Origin of the sequence: Streptomyces sp. NBC_01750 (assembly GCF_035918095.1) — a bacterium.
GTDB lineage: Bacteria > Actinomycetota > Actinomycetes > Streptomycetales > Streptomycetaceae > Streptomyces.
The window spans coordinates 5,572,835-5,591,258 of the sequence record NZ_CP109137.1; the positions used below are offsets into that span (position 1 = coordinate 5,572,835).

Consider the following 18,424-nt stretch of genomic DNA (forward strand, 5'->3'; position numbering starts at 1 on the left):
CCAGGATCGCGGCCATGCGCGTGAAGACCGCAGGACTGACCACACTTGCCACCGTCCCCGCGCTCCTGCTGGCCACGGCCTGTACGAGTGGCGTCGACGGGCGCCCCGCCAAGGACACGGACACGCCCGCGTCCACGGCGACGTCCGCAGGTACAGGTACGGGTACCGATACGGGCAAGGGTGGAGGCAGCGGCAGCGATGCGTCCGCGCCGCTCAACGGGCCGCAGTTGGAGCGGGCCGCACTGGCCACCGGCGATCTGGCCGGCTTCCAGGTGTCCTCGGGGAAGAGCGCGCTCGCGCCCTCCGGTCAGCCCGCCTCCGACAAGCCGCAGTGCCAGCCGCTCGCCGATGCCATGGGCGACAGGCCGAGCCCGCAGGCCGACCGCACCGTCAGTCGCGGTCTCGGCTCCCTCAAGAACCTCGGACTGGCGGTCTCCGCCTCGCTCAGTTCGTACAGCCGGGCCGACGCCGGCAAGCTGATGGCCGGACTCAAGTCGGCGGTGGCGGCGTGCGGCGGCGGCTTCGGTGCGACCCTCGACGGCCGCAGCGGCGCCTACCGCGAGGTGAAGGCCGCGGCCTTCACCACCCGCGGCGCCGACGAGACGGTCAGCTGGACCACCGTCGGGACCAACGAGGGCGCCGTGGCCCCGATCCACATGGTCGTGGTCCGCAAGGGAGCGACCGTGGCGCGTTTCATGGCGCTGGACCTCGCGCGGCGCACACCGCCGCGCGTCCCTCAGGAGGTCGCCGACAAACAGCTGGCGAAGGTCGCCCAGGTGCTTGCCGGCTGACTGCTCACACCGGCGCGGTGCCGGTGTACGACCGGGCGGTGCCGGTGTACGACCGGGCGGTGCCGGTGTACGACCGGGCCGTGCCGGTGTACGACCGGGCGGTGCCGGTGTACGACCGGGCGGTGCCGGTGTACGACCGGGCCGTGCCGACCTGCTACCGGCGTCCGGGCCTGCTACCAGGCAGTGCCGGCGGCTTTCTCGGACGGCAGCAGCACCCACAGCGCCAGGTAGAGCAGGAACTGCGGGCCGGGCAGCAGACATGAGAGCAGGAAGATCACACGCATCGTGGTCGCGGAGGTGCCGAAGCGCCGTGCCAGCGCCCCGCACACTCCACCGATCATGCGTCCGTCTCGGGGGCGGACAAGTGCGGCCATGGTGGGCTCCTTCGCGAGAACCTGTTGGGGAGCGTCTGTTGTGCTCCCGATGCATCCATAGTGGCTTCGCGAAGGGGGTCGAAGCGTCGCTCTACGGTGCGATCCCGACCCTTGGAATCGTCGGGGTCGGCCCCTGAGACGACTCCTCCCGCAGCATCGTGCCGTGCCGCTGCCGGGTGGAGCCCGCGGCCGCCCGCCCCTGCCTGCGGCGGAGCCGGGCCCGGCCCGCGGGCACGAAGGCCAGATGGGCCAGCGCCACCCCGGCAGTGTTCAGCAGCAGGGAGTCCACATCGACGACCTGTCCGGGCACCCCGGTCTGCAGCAGTTCGATGCCGAGCGACAGCAGCGCCCCGGCCGCGACCGTACGGGCCATCGATGCCAGCGGAGAGACGGTGAGCCGGCCGCCCGCCATCGGCAGCAGTATGCCGAGCGGGGCCAGCAGCAGCAGGCCTTCGCCGATGCGGCGCGCGGCTTCCACAGGGCCCATCGCCAGATCCGCCTTTATCCCGGCGAGCGGCTCGAGATTCGCGGCCGTCACCCACACCACGTCCAGTGGGCGCAGCGTCAGCCAGGAAACGAGCAGCAGATGCGCGAGGAGGAGGATGACCCCCGCCGCGCGGAAGCGGATGGCGGCACTGCCGACCGGACCTTGACGCTGCACGCCCCCCAAGACGCACGCTTCGCCGGGATCGGTTCCGCGAGCTTCTAAGAGGAAGCGGAACCCGCCCCTGAACCCCATCCCGAACCGGCTTTCGAACCGGCTCCGGACCAGGCTCCGGACGGGGCTGCGACGTTGCTCAGGGAGCGGCGGAGGACGACGGGAGCGCGCCGAGCGTCGGCACCGCCTCATCCGGCCGTTCCTTGATCCCGGCGGAGCACTGGTACGCCCGGGGCGCGTACTCCCCGGGCCCGCCGAGCAGCACCGAACCGCCCGTGGCGGCGGCCCTGCTCTCCGCGAAGGTGCAGACGATCTGGGCCAGTGCCGGCGCCGGCAGATCCTCCGGCTGGCGGCTGAGGCGCAGGGTGCCCGCGGGATCGCCCTTGCGCGCAGCCGTCAGGACCAGCGGCCCGCGTACGTACGTGGCGAAGCCGGCCTCGTGTTCCGGGGGCGAGGGCTCCTTCTCGAGCTCGTCGAGGAGCGCCTGCGCGACCCGTACGCGGCTGTCGACGTCCTTCACCCCGGGGATCCGCGCCGTACGGTCCACGGACTCCAGCTGCGAGGCGCAGACCAGGTAGACGCGGACCGGGACACCCTGCTGCTGTGTCTGGGGGGTGATGCTCTCCGCGGACACCTCGCAGGGCACCCGCGAGGGCGCGGGCCCGGCGTCGACCGGCACCTGGGTGGTCCTGATCCCGCAGCCGCCGAGCACAACGACGCCCACGAGTACGGCGAGTGACACTGCCGCCCGCCGGGTACGGCTCCTCGGCGTCACTGGGCGTCTTCCTCTCCACGGCCGTCGGCGCGGCCCCGGTCCGCGTCGCCGTCGGTGTCGGGGTCCGTACCGGCGTCCGGGTCCGTGCCGCCGTGGCCGTCGCCGTCCCTCAGCGACGAGGCGTCGCGCGGCAGCCGCAGTACGAACACCGCACCGTCCCCGTCCGCGGAGTTGGCTGCGGTGATGTCGCCGCCGTGGATATGGGCGTTCTCCATCGCGATCGACAGCCCGAGACCGCTGCCCTCGGAGCGCGGCCGTGAGGCGCTCGCCTTGTAGAAGCGGTCGAAGACATGCGGCAGTACGTCCTCGGGGATGCCGGGCCCGTGGTCGCGGACCTCGATCAGCAGCTCGTGGTCGACCGGCCGCACCGACACCCGTACCGGCGAGCCGCCGTGCTTGAGTGCGTTGCCGATCAGATTGGCCAGGATCACATCGAGCCGGCGCGGATCGAGCAGCGCGATGATCCCGCGCTCGGCGTCCAGATCCACCGCGTCGAGCCAGGCGCGCGCGTCGATGCAGGCGGTGACCTGGTCGGCGACGTCCACCGTGTCCAGTACGAGCCGGGCCGTGCCCGCGTCGAAGCGGGTGACCTCCATCAGGTTCTCCACCAGATCGCCCAGCCGCCGGGTCTCGCTCACCACCAGGTTCACGGCGGGCGCGATCATCGGGTCGAGGCTGTCGGCCTCGTCCTCGAGCACCTCGGTGACGGCGGTGAGCGCGGTCAGCGGGGTGCGCAGTTCGTGCGACATGTCGGCGACGAAGCGACGGCTGGACTCCTCCCGCGCACTCATGTCCGCGACCTTCTTCTCCAGCGATTCCGCGGTCTTGTTGAACGTCCTTGCCAGCTCGGCCAGTTCGTCCGTGCCGGAGACCCGCAGCCGGGTGTCGAGCTTGCCCTCGCCGAGCCGCCGCGCCGCCTCACCCAGCCGGTGCACGGGCTTGAGAACGGTCGTGGCCGCGGCCTGCGCGAGCAGCGCGGAGCCGACGAGGGCCAGCGCGGTGGCGATCGCCAGCGACCAGGCGAGCGAGTTGAGGTCCTGACGCTCCTGGTCCAGTGACTTGAAGACGTAGCCGGTCGGCCCGCCGCCGACGATCCTGGTGCCGCCGACGAGATGGGGCTTGCCGTTGCGCTCGGTGCGCTGCCAGTACAGGTGGTACGGGACGGAGTTGCCGGCCCCGACGTCCTGCCGCTGGTTCACCGCTTCCTGCAGTCTCGCCGGTACGTCGTCGAGCGTGAAACTGTCCGGGTCGGACGTACCGACGATCGGCTTGCCCTTGGCGCGCTCGCCGATGAGCAGCACGCTGTAGCCGGCGCTGCCGCCCGCCATCTGCTCGGCCGCCTTCTGGAGTTCGTTCTGCGTCGGACGCAGCGGCAGCGCCGCCGCCCGGTTCTGCATCTCCTGCCGGAAGTCCCCGAGCGCCGCGTCCTGGGTACGGGTCAGCACGGCTTCGCGGTTGAGCCAGTACGCGATGCCCGAGGCGGACACCGCGGCGGTCAGCGCGACCAGCGCGAAGACGACGACAAGTCGGAGCCTCAGGCTCGTCCAGCGGAGTCCGGCGAGGATCGCGCGCTTGGCGGCAGTGGTCACCCGGCTGTTCCGTCCATGGGCGTCGCGGCGCGCGTGTCGCTCACTGCGGGACGTCCAGCCGGTAGCCCACGCCACGCACCGTACGGATCAGGGTCGGCGAGGACGGCACGTCCTCGACCTTCGCCCGCAGCCGCTGCACACAGGCGTCCACCAGCCGCGAGTCACCGAGGTAGTCGTGCTCCCACACCAGCCGGAGCAGCTGCTGCCGCGACAGGGCCTGTCCGGGCCGTCGGCTGAGCTCGAGCAGCAGCCGCAGCTCGGTCGGCGTGAGCTGGAGATCCTCGCCGTTCTTGGTGACCGTCATCGCGGAGCGGTCGATCACCAGCGAGCCGAAGGTCGCCGAGTCGGTGGACTCGCGCTCGCCGCGCCGCAGCACCGCGCGGATACGGGCGTCCAGCACACGGCCCTGGACGGGCTTCACGACATAGTCGTCCGCGCCCGACTCGAGCCCCACGACCACATCGATGTCGTCGGTGCGTGCGGTCAGCAGAATGATCGGCAGCTGGTCGGTGCGCCTGATCCGCCGGCACACCTCGAAACCGTCGATCCCGGGCAGCATCACATCCAGCACGATCAGGTCCGGCCGCTGCTCGCGCAGCAGCTTCAGGCCGTCCTCTCCCGTCGCCGCGGTGGCCACTCGGTGGCCCTGGCGGGACAGGGAAAGTTCGAGGGCCGTGCGGATGGCGTCGTCGTCCTCGATCAGCAACAGGAAGGGCACGGAGGTCATTCTGACCCATGGGGGAGCCGGAGTTCGACAGTTGGTCGGCTCTCACACGACTCCTCCCCTTGTGGCAAGCCGTGCAAGCCCTTTCCCAAAACGCTTTCCGACTGCCTTCCGACCGCCTCCGCGACCATTCCGGCGGGGCTTGTGACGCGCCTGTGACAGTCGGCGGACACCGCCATGAAACTGCCTGGGCAAGCTTCTTGGCACACGGACCGAAGCAGACTCCAATCGACGGGGGGCGCGAGATGAACGCACTGCACAGCACCACCTCAAGCGCAGTTGTCACGCGTCTCCACGACGTCGTGCGGAGCACGGAGAAGTCCGGCGCTGTGAACGGGCGGGGGTGCGTTCGCGGCGCCGGGCGTCAGCACAAGCCGTCGTACATGGCGGTGGTTGACGCGCCTGTGGGGGGCGGCGGGGAGGCGTACCGGGAGGTAGCGGGGGAGCGGACGAGCCTGTCCGAGGCGGAGTTCACCGCCTACGTGCAGGAACGCCGTGCCTCCCTGTACGCGACCGCGTACCACCTGACCGGTGACCGGTTCGAGGCGGAGGATCTGCTGCAGAGCGCCCTCTTCTCGACATACCGGGCCTGGGACAGGATCAGCGACAAGGCGGCGGTCGGGGGCTACCTCCGCCGCACCATGACCAACCTGCACATCAGCGCCTGGCGCCGGCGCAAGCTCAACGAGTACCCGACGGAGGAGCTGCCGGAGACGGCGAGTGACATCGACGCCATGCGGGGTACGGAGCTGCGCGCGGTGCTCTGGCAGGCGCTGGCCAGGCTTCCCGAACTCCAGCGGACGATGCTCGTCCTCCGTTACTACGAGGGCCGCACGGACCCGGAGATCGCGGAGATCCTGGACATCAGTGTCGGCACGGTGAAGTCGAGCATCTGGCGGTCGCTCCGCCGGCTGCGTGAGGACGAGGTCCTCAGCTTCGGCCGTGACGAGGAAGAGTCCTTCGGCGAGCTGGTGGCCTGAGGGCAACGGGGGGAACGGGGCCGCCGTTTCGGGGGAGACGGCGGGATCGGGGGATCCACGGGGGTCACGGGGGACCGACCGGGGTCACGGGGGAGATACAGAGCGGGACCGGACAGGCCGGGGGGTCTTGTCCGGCCCCGCTTCTCTCTGTCTGCGGTGACCCGGGCACCGGCGGTACGGGCCGATGCGGGGAAGGGTGACCGGCAGCGCCGTGGTCCGCTACGCCGACGTCCGTGCCGCGGGCGTCCGGCTGCGGCCCGCCGCGGCCGCCGCGAGGCGGCCCAGTGCCTCCGCCTTCCCGCAGGGGTGCGCGCCCAACTCTGCCTGGCGCGCCACGATGCCGCGTTCCGCGCGCATCAGGCGCCAGCCCCGCCGCAGCAGGAACCCCACCGATTTGCGGCCTTCGCGCAGATCCCGCGCCAGCCGACGGCGGAACGTCGTCGACGGGCGGCCGCGCAGGCACAGCGCGTCCGCCAGTACGCCGAGGTCCTGGCACCGCCCGACGATGTCCGCCGCGAAAATGCCCTCCGCCACGAACAGCGGCGTGCGGTCGATGTCGAGCGCCTCCCGGTCGATGCGGGAGCTCGTCGCGATGTCGTACACGGGGACCGTCGTACGTCCCGCGGCGCACAGTTCGACGATCGCGGCCACCGCCGCGTCCGCGTCCCACGACAGCGGCGAGTCCCAGTCGATGTCCGTACTGCCCTCGACGAGCGGCAACGTCGGGTCGTCACCCTCCTTGTAGAAGTCGTCCAGGCGCAGTACCGGCAGGCCGGTACGGGCGGCAAGGGAAGACTTTCCGGAACCTGAGGGGCCCGCGAGCAGCACAACACGGGTCGGTATGGGGGAAGAGCTCACGGGACACCAGTGTGAGGCATTGCCCCGTGAAGGGGACCCCTCGGGGCGGAGGGTGTACAGAGCATCACACCTCAACTACGCTGCGTGCTCGTCCGATTACTCACTCAGTCAGGAATCCCATGGCACGTCACACAGCTCCCCAGTCCCGCCGGCTCGCGCTGCTGCGGGCAGGTATGACCGTCGCGGCGGTGGCCGCGGTCCTCGGCGCGGGCGATGCCGCGCACGCTGCGCCGGCGGCGCCCGTGGGCCTCGGCACGCTCGACCAAGGGCAGGGTCAGGCGCTGACCGGCGCGGTCGCGAACTCGGTGACCGGCGCCGGGCAGGTCAAGAGCCTTCAGCTCAACCCGCTTGCCAAGACGGGCGTCGACCCGCTGGACAACGGCGTGGGCACCCAGGTCGCCGACTTCAAGCCGGTCTCCACCGAGGCGGCCACCGGGCCCCTGGCGGACGGTGCCGCACTCAAGGACCTGCCGGTGGCCGGTGGCGCCGCGGGGTCGCTGCCGGTCTGAGCCGAGGTCGGCAGCCGGCGCACGCAGCCGGGACATGAAACCGGGACATGAAAGAGCCCCCTGCCGCCGGACGGGACGGCAGGGGGCTCGGCCATGGGAGGGGTCGGGTCAGTACGCCGAACCGGACGCGCCCAGCGAGCCCGTCGGGTGCCAGACCGTCTTCGTCTCCAGGAAGGCCGTCAGGCGGTGCGTGCCCGGATCGGCCGAGAAATCCACAGGCTGTGGACGGAGAACGCGCTTGAGGTTGTCCGCCGCCGCGATCTCCAGCTCCTTCGCGAGGACTTCGCCGGCTCCGGTCAGGTCGATCGCGTTGACGTCCTGGTGCGCGGCGAGCGGGGTCGCGATCTCCTCGGTCCGGCCGGACAGCACGTTGACCACGCCGCCCGGGAGGTCCGAAGTGGCCAGCACCTCGCCGAACGAGAGCGCGGGAAGCGGTGCCTTCTCGCTCGCCACCACGATCGCGGTGTTGCCCGTCGCGATCACCGGGGCGAGAACCGAGACCAGGCCCAGGAAGGACGACTCCTGCGGCGCGACGATGGTCACGACGCCTGTCGGCTCCGGCGTCGAGAGGTTGAAGAACGGGCCGGCGACCGGGTTCGCCCCGCCCACGATCTGGCCGATCTTGTCCGTCCAGCCCGCGTACCAGACCCAGCGGTCGATCGCCGCGTCGACGACGGCCGCGGCCTTGGACTTGGACAGGCCCTCGGCGGCCGCGACCTCGGCGGTGAACTGCTCGCGCCGGCCCTCCAGCATCTCCGCGATGCGGTAGAGAATCTGGCCGCGGTTGTATGCGGTCGCGCCCGACCAGCCACCGAACGCCTTGCGCGCCGCGACGACCGCGTCACGCGCGTCCTTGCGGGAGGAGAGAGGCGCGTTCGCCAGCCACTTGCCCTTGGAGTCGGTCACCTCGTACACCCGGCCGCTCTCGCTCCGGGGGAACTTGCCCCCGACGTACAGCTTGTAGGTCTTGAAGACGTTCAAACGCCGCACGGCGGAGCCGCTGTTGGTCACGTCAGACATCGAGGTACGCCTCCAGGCCGTGGCGACCGCCCTCGCGGCCGAAGCCCGACTCCTTGTAGCCGCCGAACGGCGAGGTCGGGTCGAACTTGTTGAAGGTGTTGGCCCACACGACACCCGCGCGGAGCTTGCTCGCCACCGCCAGGATCCGGGAGCCCTTCTCCGTCCACACACCGGCGGACAGGCCGTACTGGCTGTTGTTGGCCTTGGCGACCGCCTCGTCCGGCGTACGGAACGACAGTACGGACAGCACCGGGCCGAAGATCTCGTCGCGCGCGATCGTGTGCGCCTGCGTGACGCCGGTGAAGAGCGTCGGCGCGAACCAGTAGCCGGAGCTCGGCAGCTCGCAGGGCGCGGACCAGCGCTCGGCGCCCTCCGCCTCGCCCTTCTCGGTCAGCGCCGTGATCCGGGCCAGCTGCTCCGCGGAGTTGATCGCGCCGATGTCGGTGTTCTTGTCCAGCGGGTCGCCCAGGCGCAGCGTGGACAGCCGGCGCTTGAGGGAGTCGAGCAGCTCGTCCTGGATCGACTCCTGGACGAGCAGGCGCGAGCCCGCGCAGCAGACCTGGCCCTGATTGAAGAAGATGCCGCCGACGATGCCCTCGACGGCCTGGTCCATCGGGGCGTCGTCGAAGACGATGTTCGCGCCCTTGCCGCCCAGCTCCAGGGTGACCTTCTTGTCGGTGCCGGCGATCTGGCGGGCGATCGCCTTGCCGACGGCGGTCGAGCCTGTGAAGGCGACCTTGTTGACGTCGGGGTGCGCGACGAGCGCGGCTCCCGTCTCTCCGTAACCCGGAAGGATGTTGACGACACCCTTCGGCAGGCCCGCCTGACGGCAGATGTCCGCGAAGAAGAGGGCGGAGAGAGGGGTCGTCTCGGCGGGTTTCAGGACGACCGTGTTGCCCGCCGCGAGCGCCGGGGCGATCTTCCACGCGAGCATCAGGAGCGGGAAGTTCCAGGGGATGACCTGGCCCGCGACGCCGAGCGGCCGCGGGTTCGCGCCGTAGCCGGCGTGGTCGAGCTTGTCGGCCCAGCCCGCGTAGTAGAAGAAGTGCGCGGCGACCAGCGGCAGGTCCGCGTCGCGGGTCTCCCTGATCGGCTTGCCGTTGTCGAGCGTCTCCAGGACGGCCAGCTCGCGCGAGCGCTCCTGGACGATCCGCGCGATACGGAACAGGTACTTGGACCGCTCCGCGCCGGGCAGCGCCGACCACTTCTCGAAGGCCTTGCGCGCCGCCTTCACGGCGCGGTCCACGTCCTCGGCGCCGGCCCGGGCCACCTCGGCGAGCACCTCCTCGGTGCTCGGCGAGACGGTCTTGAAGACCTTGCCGTCCGCGGCGTCGGTGAATTCGCCGTCGATGAAGAGGCCGTACGACGGTGCGATGTCGACGATTGCCCGCGACTCGGGTGCGGGTGCGTACTCAAACAGCTGCTTGTCCATGTCCATGGGGCTCAGTCCACCGTCACGTAGTCGGGGCCGGAGTAGCGGCCGGTCGCCAGCTTCTGACGCTGCATGAGCAGATCGTTGAGCAGGCTCGACGCGCCGAAGCGGAACCAGTGGTTGTCCAGCCAGTCCGCACCGGCGGTCTCGTTGACCAGCACGAGGAACTTGATCGCGTCCTTGCTGGTGCGGATGCCGCCCGCAGGCTTCACGCCCACCTGCACTCCAGTCTGCTCCCGGAAGTCGCGCACGGCCTCCAGCATCAGCAGGGTGTTCGCGGGAGTGGCGTTCACCGCCACCTTGCCGGTCGAGGTCTTGATGAAGTCCGCGCCGGCGATCATGCCGAGCCAGGAGGCGCGGCGGATGTTGTCGTACGTGGAGAGCTCGCCGGTCTCGAAGATGACCTTCAGCCGGGCGGCGCCCGAGGCCTCCTTCACGGCGAGGATCTCCTCGTAGACCTTCAGGTAACGGCCGGAGAGGAAGGCTCCCCGGTCGATCACCATGTCGATCTCGTCGGCTCCGGCGGCGACGGCGTCACGGGTGTCCGCGAGCTTGACGTCGAGCGCGGCGCGGCCGGCCGGGAAGGCGGTGGCGACGGAGGCGACCTTGACGCCGGAGCCCCGCAGGGCCTCCTTGGCGATGGCTGCCATATCGGGATAGACGCAGACCGCGGCGGTCGTCGGGGTCGTGCGGTCGGTGGGATCGGGATGGACGGCCTTGGCGGCGAGCGACCGGACCTTGCCCGGGGTGTCCGCACCCTCGAGCGTCGTCAGGTCGATCATCGAGATGGCCAGATCAATGGCGTACGCCTTGGCCGTCGTCTTGATCGAACGCGTGCCGAGCCCTGCGGCGCGGGCCTCCAGGCCTACGGCGTCGACGCCGGGCAGGCCGTGGAGGAAGCGGCGCAGTGTGCTGTCGGACGCGGTCACGTCAGCGAATGCGGGTGGGGTGGTGGGCATGGTCACCAGATGAGCATATCTACGCGCGTAGCGACCTGTACAGGGGGGCAGGTCAGCGCCGCCGGACGGTGACCTCGCGGCGGGCGTGACCCGCGCGGGAGGAGAGGCTGCAGCGTACGGCAGAATCGGAGGCATGAGTAGCCCGCAGCAGCCCTCCGAGCCCACCTACGCCGACCGGGTCTTCCGGTCGCCCGCCGGGATCGCGGGCGGTGTGTTGTTGCTCGCACTCATCGTCTGGATCGCCGGGGACGCGCTCGTCCGCGGCGAGGGACGGACGCCGTGGCTCGCGCTCGCCGGGGCGGTGCTGGTCGTACCGCTCATCGTCGCGTTCACGCTGCGGCCCGCGGTCTTCGTCAACGAGGACCGGGTGCGGATCAGGAATCCGTTCCGGACGATCACCCTGCCGTGGGCGGCCGTCGCCGATGTGCGCGCCGGGTACTCCAGCGAGGTCCTCACGCAGGAGGGCACGAAGTACCAGCTCTGGGCCATCCCCGTGTCGCTGCGCCAGCGCAAGCGGGTCTCGCGCAGGCAGGTGCAGAACGCGCACGACGACCCGCACAGCCGGACGTCCGTGTCGGCCGACGTCAACGACTCCCAGGCACGGCTGGCTCCCGCCGACCGGACGGTCGCGGATCTGCGCGCAGTGGCCGAGCGCAACGCGTCGCGGCCGGGTGCGCAGGGCGAGCCGCAGGTCCGCTGGGCGTACGAGGTGGTCGCGCCGGCCGTGGCCGGGGCCGTGCTGCTCACGGTGCTGCTGGCCATCGGCTGAGGCCCCTCCTCAGCTCCTGAGTCTCCCCGAGGTGTCGGCCGGGGCCGATGAAGGCCGGGTCCGGCCGGATGCCGCCTCGTCGCCGCGCGCGGCGTCCGCGAGGCATCCGGTCCACGTCCGACCGCGACGGTCACGGCGGTCCCTTCCACACCAGCAGCATGTACGACCCCAGCCACGCCGACGACAGCATCGACGTGCCCAGCACCACCGCAACCACCGCCGTCCGCCGCGCCCTGGCCAGTGCCAGCGCGATCGGCAGCAGCAGCGGGAAGCCGGGCAGGAGAAAGCGGGTGCGCGGAAAGTAGACGCCGCCGCTGCCCAGGACGACCAGCAGCAGCACGCCGGTGAAGACGAGCAGCACCAGCGGCTGCCGGTCGGCGAGGCAGAGCAGATACAGCCCGACCGACACGATCAGTATCAACGACACCATCACCAGGAAGAGCTGAGGACGCGTCATGTACAGCAGGTACTGCCGCAGCCGCAGCAGCGTCGTCGCCCCGCCGTCCCACTCGTTGCGCCACAGCCTCTGCACGGCGAAGTAACCGTCGGGCCGTCCCACCCGCAGCCCCACCCACGCGACGTACGCCAGCCACCCCAGCGGCGCGATCAGCGCCCCCACGAGCGCCCGCCGGTTCCCGCGGCAGGACGCCAGCAGCGCGGCCACGGACACGGCCGCCGCGACCGCGATGCCCGTCGGCCTGGTCAGCCCGGCGAGCACGGCCAGCGAAGCCGCCCACAGCCAGCGCCCGGTGAGCACCGCGTACAGCGCCCACGCCGCCAGCGCCGTGAACAATGACTCGGTGTAGCCCATCCACTGGACGATCGCGACGGGCAGCACGCCCCACAGGACGGCGAGCATCGTGCCCGTCCGCCGCCCGTACAACCGGTCGCCCACCGCGAAGACCCCCCACGCGGCGACGAACGAGAACATGACCGCGAGGACGAGTGCGACCGTGGCGCGCGAGCCGGGTGTCACACCGGCGGCGGCCTTGATCAGGACCGGATAGAGCGGGAAGAAGGCCAGGTTGTTGGTGTTGAACCGGGTGCCGAGGGTGTCGGCGTACCCGTGGTCGGCGATGCCCAGGTACCAGCCGGAGTCCCAGGACGTGGCGAGCGTCGGCCAGACACCGTGGTGGCCCAGATGCGTCCACCTGGCGAGGACGAGAAGACCGCACAGCCGCACCGCGAGATAGCCGAGCAGCGCGGGCGCGGCCCGCCGCAGTGCGCGCCGCAGCCGGTCCCGTACGCCGGTCGCGGCACCGCCTCCCGGGGCCGGTGGGCGCCGGGAGGCGGGGACGGTGGGCCGAACGGTCGCGGTGGGGTGCACAGCGGCAGCTCCTGGGACTCGGTATGCGCTACCGGGACACCCTTTCCCGGACGGTCCCGGGGAGCGGGTGCCACTGCCTCAACTCCGTACGAGATTCACCCGTGCGGACGGTCGTGCGGGCGGTCGTGCGGGCGGTCCCTGTACCGACGTGCGGGCGGTTCCTGCGCCCACCGGCGGACGGTCCGTACGCACGCCGGCCGGCGGTCAGATACCCGCGGCCGCCGCGAGATCCCGCTTGATCCCGGCGAGGACCTCGGCGGCCCGCTCCCGGGCGGTGGCGAGCGCGGACGCGTCCGCGACCGGCACCACGACCTCCAGGTAGCACTTGAGCTTGGGCTCGGTGCCGCTCGGGCGGACGATGACGCGGGCCTTGAACTCGCCGTCGAGGTAGTAGCGCAGCCCGTCCGTGGGCGGCAGCCTGTCCGTACCGCGGTTGAGGTCCTCGGCGGTGACGACGGGCAGCCCGGCGAGCACGGCCGGCGGCTGCTCGCGCAGCGCCCGCATCGCGTTCGCGATGATGCTCAGGTCCTCGACCCGCACCGACAGCTGGTCCGTGGCGTGCAGACCGTGCTCGACGGCGAGGTCGTCGAGCAGATCGGTGAGCGTACGGCCCTGTTCTTTCAGCTCCGAGGCCAGCTCGGTGACGAGCAGCGCGGCGGTAATGCCGTCCTTGTCGCGTACGCCGTCGGGGTCGACGCAGTAGCCGAGCGCCTCCTCGTAGCCGTACCGCAGGCCGTCCACGCGGGCGATCCACTTGAAGCCGGTCAGCGTCTCCGCGTACGGCAGACCCGCGGCCTCGGCGATCCGCCCCAGCAGGGACGAGGACACGATCGACTCGGCGAAGGTGCTGTTCCTGTCCCGCGGAGACACTCCCTTGTGGACGAGGTGCGCGGCGAGCAGTGCGCCGACCTCGTCGCCGCGGAGCATGCGCCAGCCTCCCCCTGTCGCTGCCGGGGGGACCCCCAGCGCGGCTTCGTCGGGGACGGCGACGGCGCACCGGTCCGCGTCGGGGTCGTTGGCGACGACGATGTCTGGCTGTGCCCGGCGCGCGGTCTCGAAGGCGAGATCCATCGCACCCGGCTCCTCGGGATTGGGGAACGCGACGGTCGGGAAGGCCGGGTCGGGCTCGGCCTGCTCCTGTACGAGGGTGGGCGCGGGGAAGCCGGCGCGGTCGAAGGCGGCGATCAGCACGTCCTTGCCGACGCCGTGCATGGCCGTGTAGACGACGCGGGCGGTACGGGGGGAGCCGGTGGTCAGGACGGCGTCCGTACGCGCCAGATAGGCGTCCAGGACCTCGTCGCCGAGGGTGTCCCAGCCGCTCTCGGCCCGCGGCACATCATGGAGACTCGCCACGGCCGCGATCTCCTCGGCGATCTCCGCGTCGGCGGGCGGCACGATCTGGGAGCCGTCGCCGAGGTAGACCTTGTAGCCGTTGTCGCGCGGAGGGTTGTGGCTGGCCGTGACCTCGACACCGGCGGCCGCGCCCAACTGCCTTATGGCGAAGGCGAGTACGGGCGTCGGCAGCGGGCGCGGCAGCACGGCGGCGCGGAGCCCGGCGCCGACCATGACGGCGGCGGTGTCGCGCGCGAAGTCGGCGGACTTGTAGCGGGCGTCGTATCCGATGACGACGAGCCCGTCGCCCTGTCCCCTCGCCTTGAGGTACGCGGCGAGTCCGGCGGCGGCCCTGATGACGACGGCCCGGTTCATCCGCATGGGCCCGGCCCCGAGCTCCCCGCGCAGTCCGGCCGTCCCGAACTGCAGCATCCCGCTGAACCGCGCGGCGAGCTCGTCGAGGTCCTTGGTCTCGATGAGCTTCCCGAGTTCGTCCCGGGTCTCACTGTCCGGGTCCTCCGCCAGCCACGCGCTCGCCCGCGCGATGAGGTCCTGCTGCACGGTTGGTCCGCCTCTCGTGTGTAATCCGTCGCCCCGCCCATTATTTCGGAGGGCCGCCCCCGATCCCCTGTGGCGCCCGCGGCGCCGTGGGGCTGTCCTGTACCCGCGATCCACGGCACCGAAGCGGCACGGCTCCCCTGTGCGGGGGCCTCCGGCGCGCTCGGGCCGGCCGGTCCGGTTCCGGGGGAAGCGGACCCGGAGAACCCTCCGCCGCGGCGCGAAGTCAACGCGCTGCCGGTGCCGGGGGTGGTGTCCGGCTTGCTGTGCGTGGGCCCCTGGTTCCGTTGCCCCCGCGGCGCGAAGCCGCCGCCTCGCCGGGCGCGGGGTACGCACCGTCGATCCGTCCGGAGGTACGAGCTCCTGCGCCCGGGCCGCCACGCGGTTCCCGTGGCCCCCGCAGTGCGATTCCGCCGCCCGGCCAACCCCGCGCCCTGCCGCGCGATGCCGCTCGCACCCGGCACACGGCGCGAAGCCGCCGCGTGTGCCGGGGGTGGGGGGACCGTGCCCCCACACCCCCGCACATCGGCGGTGGGTCGGCGGGACGGGTTCTCGCCGCTCAGATGCGGTCCAGCACCCGCGTCAGCAGCTCGCCCATCCGCGCCGCCGAGTCGCGGCCCGCCTGCAGTACTTCCTCGTGGTTCAGCGGCTCGCCGGTCAGGCCCGCAGCCAGGTTCGTGACCAGCGAGATGCCGAGCACCTCCGCGCCGGCCTCGCGCGCGGCGATCGCCTCGAGGACCGTCGACATGCCCACCAGGTCGCCGCCGAGCACGCGGACCATGTTGATCTCCGCCGGCGTCTCGTAGTGCGGGCCGGGGAACTGGACGTAGACACCCTCCTCCAGGGAGGCGTCGACCTCCTTGCACAGCGCCCGCAGCCGCGGCGAGTACAGGTCCGTCAGGTCCACGAAGTTCGCGCCGATGATCGGCGACGCCGCCGTCAGGTTGATGTGGTCGCTGATCAGCACCGGCTGGCCGGGGCGCATGCCCTCGCGCAGGCCGCCGCAGCCGTTCGTCAGGACGACCGTCTTGCAGCCCGCTGCCACCGCGGTACGCACCCCGTGCGCCACCGCCGCGACCCCGCGGCCCTCGTAGTAGTGGGTCCGGCCGAGGAAGACCAGCGCCCGCTTCTCGCCGATCCGGTACGAACGGATCTTGCCGCCGTGGCCCTCGACCGCAGGCGGCGGGAAGCCGGGCAGTTCGGTGACCGGGAATTCGGCCTCGGGCGCGCCGAGCGCATCGGCGGCGGGCGCCCAGCCGGAGCCCATCACCAGGGCTACGTCGTGCGTCTCGGCGCCGGTCAGCTCGCGCAGTCTCGCGGCTGCTGCGTCGGCTGCGGCATGGGGGTCGGCAAGAGCGCCGTTGAGGTCCGGATTCACAGATGCGTTCACGCCGACGAGGGTAGCCGGTCATTCCCTACGCGCGTAGATGATGCAGCCCACGGTCTTCGGATCGTTGTCTTGTCGTTTCCGACAAATGAACGTGCGAACCACTGAACGCGACTCGCGACCCGGCAACCGGCGACCTCGACCCGGCAACCGGAAAGGCGCACGCCGCGTCAGCAAGGGCGCTTGCGCAGCTCCATCACATAGTCGTGCGGTGCCCCCGCCGAATCCGCCGCGTCCGCCAGCTCCCCCAGATACCTGGCCGACGGCAGCCCGCCCTCGTACCCGTTCAGCACGTACACCCAGGCCGGCTCCTCGCCGTCCAGCGTGTCGACGCGGATCCGCATCCGCCGGTAGATGTCGAGCCCGACACCCTCCCAGCGGTCCATGGAGTCCTCGTCCATCGGCGCGATGTCGTACAGCGCGACAAAGACCTGCGAGCGCGGCGCCTCCACGATCGTGGCCAGCGCGCCCTCCCAGCCCATCTGCTCGCCGCCGAAGGTCAGCCGCCAGCCGTTGAGCCAGCCGGTCCCGCGCAAGGGGGAGTGCGGTGCGCGGCGGGACATCAGCCGCGCGTCGAGGTTGCCGGCGTACGCGGCGTAGAGCGACATGGGATCGAGGGTACGGGAGGGGGCGGAGAGGCTGCCCACCCGGCGGAACCGCACACGGTTGCGGCGGTACGGAGCCCCGGGGGAAGAGCTACTTGAACCGTGCGGGACAATGGGGTACGTACTGCATTCCCCCGGGGCACCCCCCGGACCCCCGGTCGGGCGGGCAGGCGGGCCGGGATTGACAATGCGAGGCGGACTTTTTTGTGACCCGGATCGTGATCATCGGTGGCGGACCCGGCGGTTATGAGGCGGCCCTGGTGGGCGCCCAGCTCGGCGCGGAGGTGACCGTCGTCGACTGCGACGGCCTGGGCGGAGCGTCGGTGCTCACCGACTGCGTACCCTCGAAGACTCTGATCGCGACGGCCGAGGTGATGACGACCTTCGACTCCTCCTACGAGGAGCTGGGCATCATCGTGGCCGACGACACGCCGCACATCGAGCAGGCCGCCCGGGTCGTCGGCGTCGACCTCGGCAAGGTCAACCGACGGGTGAAGCGGCTCGCCCTCGCCCAGTCCCACGACATCACGGCCTCCGTCACCCGGGCCGGCGCGCGCGTGCTGCGCGGCCGCGGCCGGCTCTCCGGGCGCCAGGCCATGGACGGCTCCCGCAAGGTGATCGTGCGCGCCGCTGACGGCAGCGAGGAGACGCTGACTGCCGACGCCGTACTGATCGCGACCGGCGGCCACCCGCGCGAGATCCCGGACGCCCTCCCCGACGGAGAGCGCATTCTCAACTGGACGCAGGTGTACGACCTGGACGAGCTCCCCGAGGAGCTCATCGTGGTCGGCTCCGGTGTCACCGGCGCCGAGTTCGCCGGCGCGTACCAGGCGCTCGGATCCCGGGTCACCCTCGTCTCCTCCCGCGACCGCGTGCTCCCGGGCGAGGACCCGGACGCCGCCGCCGTCCTCGAGGACGTCTTCCGCCGTCGCGGCATGAACGTCATGGCCCGCTCCCGCGCCGAGGCCGCCAAGCGCGTCGGCGACCGCGTCGAGGTCACCCTCTCCGACGGCCGTGTCATCTCGGGTACGCACTGTCTGATGGCGGTCGGCGCGATCCCGAACTCCGCCGGCATGGGCCTGGAGGAGGCCGGCGTACGGCTCAAGGACTCGGGCCACATCTGGACCGACAAGGTCTCCCGTACCGGCGCTCCCGGCGTGTACGCGGCCGGTGACGTCACCGGCGTCTTCGCGCTCGCCTCGGTCGCGGCCATGCAGGGCCGGATCGCGATGTACCACTTCCTGGGCGACGCGGTGCAGCCGCTGAACCTGAAGACCGTCTCGTCGAACGTCTTCACCGACCCGGAGATCGCGACGGTCGGTTACAGCCAGGCGGACGTGGACGCCGGCAAGATCGACGCACGGGTCGTCAAGCTGCCGTTGCTGCGCAACCCGCGCGCGAAGATGCAGGGCATCCGGGACGGCTTCGTCAAGATCTTCTGCCGTCCGGGTACGGGAATCGTGGTCGGCGGTGTGGTCGTCTCGCCGCGCGCGAGCGAGCTGATCCATCCCATCTCGATCGCGGTCGACAACAATCTGACGGTGGAACAGATCGCAAACGCTTTCACTGTGTACCCCTCTCTGTCGGGGTCGATCGCCGAGGTGGCACGGCAGCTGCACACCCGCAAGGCGACCGGCGAGGCGTGATGCAGGCGTAAATCCGAAGAACCCCGGGCACTCCACGCACCGGCCGATCAACTTCGGGGCCGCCAATACCACTTGGCGGCCAGGTGTGTGCACAACTTCTGTTATTCGGCGCATAGTGCTGAAAACTATCG

18 protein-coding genes are annotated in these 18,424 nt (G+C 71.3%); 5 read left to right on the forward strand and 13 right to left on the reverse strand.

The annotated features are described in order from the left end of the window. Nucleotides 1-14: 14 nt before the first annotated feature. Nucleotides 15-791 (forward strand): hypothetical protein, encoded by a 777-nt coding sequence (locus OG966_RS25405; protein ID WP_326652155.1) that lies wholly within the window; start codon nt 15-17, stop codon nt 789-791. 173 nt (nt 792-964) lie between these two features. Here OG966_RS25405 and OG966_RS25410 read toward each other — a convergent pair whose 3' ends face one another. The 5 genes from OG966_RS25410 to afsQ1 all read right to left on the reverse strand — a co-directional run bounded on the left by OG966_RS25410 (nt 965) and on the right by afsQ1 (nt 4,905). Further along, on the reverse strand, nt 965-1,165 hold the full coding sequence (locus OG966_RS25410; protein WP_326652156.1) for a PspC domain-containing protein: 201 nt from the start codon (nt 1,163-1,165) through the stop codon (nt 965-967). 91 nt (nt 1,166-1,256) lie between these two features. Next, nucleotides 1,257-1,826 carry a VanZ family protein gene (locus OG966_RS25415; RefSeq protein ID WP_326652157.1) on the reverse strand — a complete coding sequence of 190 codons (570 nt, stop codon included), beginning with the start codon at nt 1,824-1,826 and terminating at the stop codon, nt 1,257-1,259. Between the two features lie 136 nt (nt 1,827-1,962). Continuing rightward, nucleotides 1,963-2,598, reverse strand: coding sequence for a hypothetical protein (locus tag OG966_RS25420; RefSeq protein WP_326652158.1), 636 nt, complete (start codon nt 2,596-2,598; stop codon nt 1,963-1,965). After that, nucleotides 2,595-4,187, reverse strand: a complete 1,593-nt coding sequence (locus tag OG966_RS25425) for an ATP-binding protein (protein WP_326652159.1) — start codon at nt 4,185-4,187, stop codon at nt 2,595-2,597. The genes OG966_RS25420 and OG966_RS25425 overlap by 4 nt, the downstream gene beginning before the upstream one ends. 40 nt (nt 4,188-4,227) lie before the next feature. Next, a complete protein-coding gene (afsQ1, locus tag OG966_RS25430; RefSeq protein ID WP_326655362.1) occupies nt 4,228-4,905 on the reverse strand; it encodes a two-component system response regulator AfsQ1 in 678 nt (225 codons plus the stop codon). A gap of 251 nt (nt 4,906-5,156) precedes the next feature. Here afsQ1 and OG966_RS25435 point away from each other — a divergent pair, with 251 nt between their 5' ends. Then, nucleotides 5,157-5,891 (forward strand): SigE family RNA polymerase sigma factor, encoded by a 735-nt coding sequence (locus OG966_RS25435; protein ID WP_326652160.1) that lies wholly within the window; start codon nt 5,157-5,159, stop codon nt 5,889-5,891. A gap of 219 nt (nt 5,892-6,110) precedes the next feature. On the opposite strand, the gene OG966_RS25440 is transcribed toward OG966_RS25435, so the two are convergent. After that, nucleotides 6,111-6,749, reverse strand: a complete 639-nt coding sequence (locus OG966_RS25440) for a uridine kinase family protein (protein WP_326652161.1) — start codon at nt 6,747-6,749, stop codon at nt 6,111-6,113. Between the two features lie 119 nt (nt 6,750-6,868). Between OG966_RS25440 and OG966_RS25445 the strand changes: the two genes are divergently transcribed. Then, entirely contained in the window at nt 6,869-7,258 is a 390-nt protein-coding gene (locus OG966_RS25445; RefSeq protein WP_326652162.1) for a hypothetical protein, read from the forward strand. Nucleotides 7,259-7,366: 108 nt separating this feature from the next. Here the strand turns inward: OG966_RS25445 and OG966_RS25450 are convergent, their stop codons facing one another. Genes OG966_RS25450 through deoC form a run of 3 tightly spaced genes read right to left on the reverse strand, consistent with a single transcriptional unit; the run spans nt 7,367 to nt 10,669 of the window. Beyond that, nucleotides 7,367-8,278, reverse strand: a complete 912-nt coding sequence (locus OG966_RS25450) for an aldehyde dehydrogenase family protein (RefSeq protein WP_326652163.1) — start codon at nt 8,276-8,278, stop codon at nt 7,367-7,369. After that, nucleotides 8,271-9,716, reverse strand: a complete 1,446-nt coding sequence (locus tag OG966_RS25455; RefSeq protein WP_326652164.1) for an aldehyde dehydrogenase family protein — start codon at nt 9,714-9,716, stop codon at nt 8,271-8,273. Before OG966_RS25455 ends, OG966_RS25450 begins: the two co-directional genes overlap by 8 nt. A 5-nt stretch (nt 9,717-9,721) precedes the next feature. Next, complete coding sequence (gene deoC / locus OG966_RS25460) at nt 9,722-10,669, reverse strand: deoxyribose-phosphate aldolase (RefSeq protein ID WP_326655363.1); 948 nt, start codon at nt 10,667-10,669, stop codon at nt 9,722-9,724. A 133-nt stretch (nt 10,670-10,802) separates the two neighbouring features. Here deoC and OG966_RS25465 point away from each other — a divergent pair, with 133 nt between their 5' ends. Further along, a complete protein-coding gene (locus OG966_RS25465) occupies nt 10,803-11,438 on the forward strand; it encodes a PH domain-containing protein (RefSeq protein WP_326652165.1) in 636 nt (211 codons plus the stop codon). 130 nt (nt 11,439-11,568) lie between these two features. Here the strand turns inward: OG966_RS25465 and OG966_RS25470 are convergent, their stop codons facing one another. From OG966_RS25470 to OG966_RS25485, 4 genes are all read right to left on the reverse strand, one after another. Then, entirely contained in the window at nt 11,569-12,765 is a 1,197-nt protein-coding gene (locus OG966_RS25470) for a hypothetical protein (protein WP_326652166.1), read from the reverse strand. A 204-nt stretch (nt 12,766-12,969) separates the two neighbouring features. Further along, nucleotides 12,970-14,658, reverse strand: coding sequence for a phospho-sugar mutase (locus tag OG966_RS25475; protein WP_326652167.1), 1,689 nt, complete (start codon nt 14,656-14,658; stop codon nt 12,970-12,972). Nucleotides 14,659-15,214: 556 nt separating this feature from the next. Continuing rightward, entirely contained in the window at nt 15,215-16,045 is an 831-nt protein-coding gene (locus OG966_RS25480) for a purine-nucleoside phosphorylase (RefSeq protein WP_389174559.1), read from the reverse strand. 167 nt (nt 16,046-16,212) lie between these two features. Next, nucleotides 16,213-16,650 (reverse strand): gamma-glutamylcyclotransferase, encoded by a 438-nt coding sequence (locus OG966_RS25485; RefSeq protein WP_326652168.1) that lies wholly within the window; start codon nt 16,648-16,650, stop codon nt 16,213-16,215. Between the two features lie 203 nt (nt 16,651-16,853). Between OG966_RS25485 and OG966_RS25490 the strand changes: the two genes are divergently transcribed. Then, on the forward strand, nt 16,854-18,293 hold the full coding sequence (locus tag OG966_RS25490) for an NAD(P)H-quinone dehydrogenase (protein WP_326652169.1): 1,440 nt from the start codon (nt 16,854-16,856) through the stop codon (nt 18,291-18,293). The last annotated feature ends 131 nt before the right edge of the window (nt 18,294-18,424 follow it).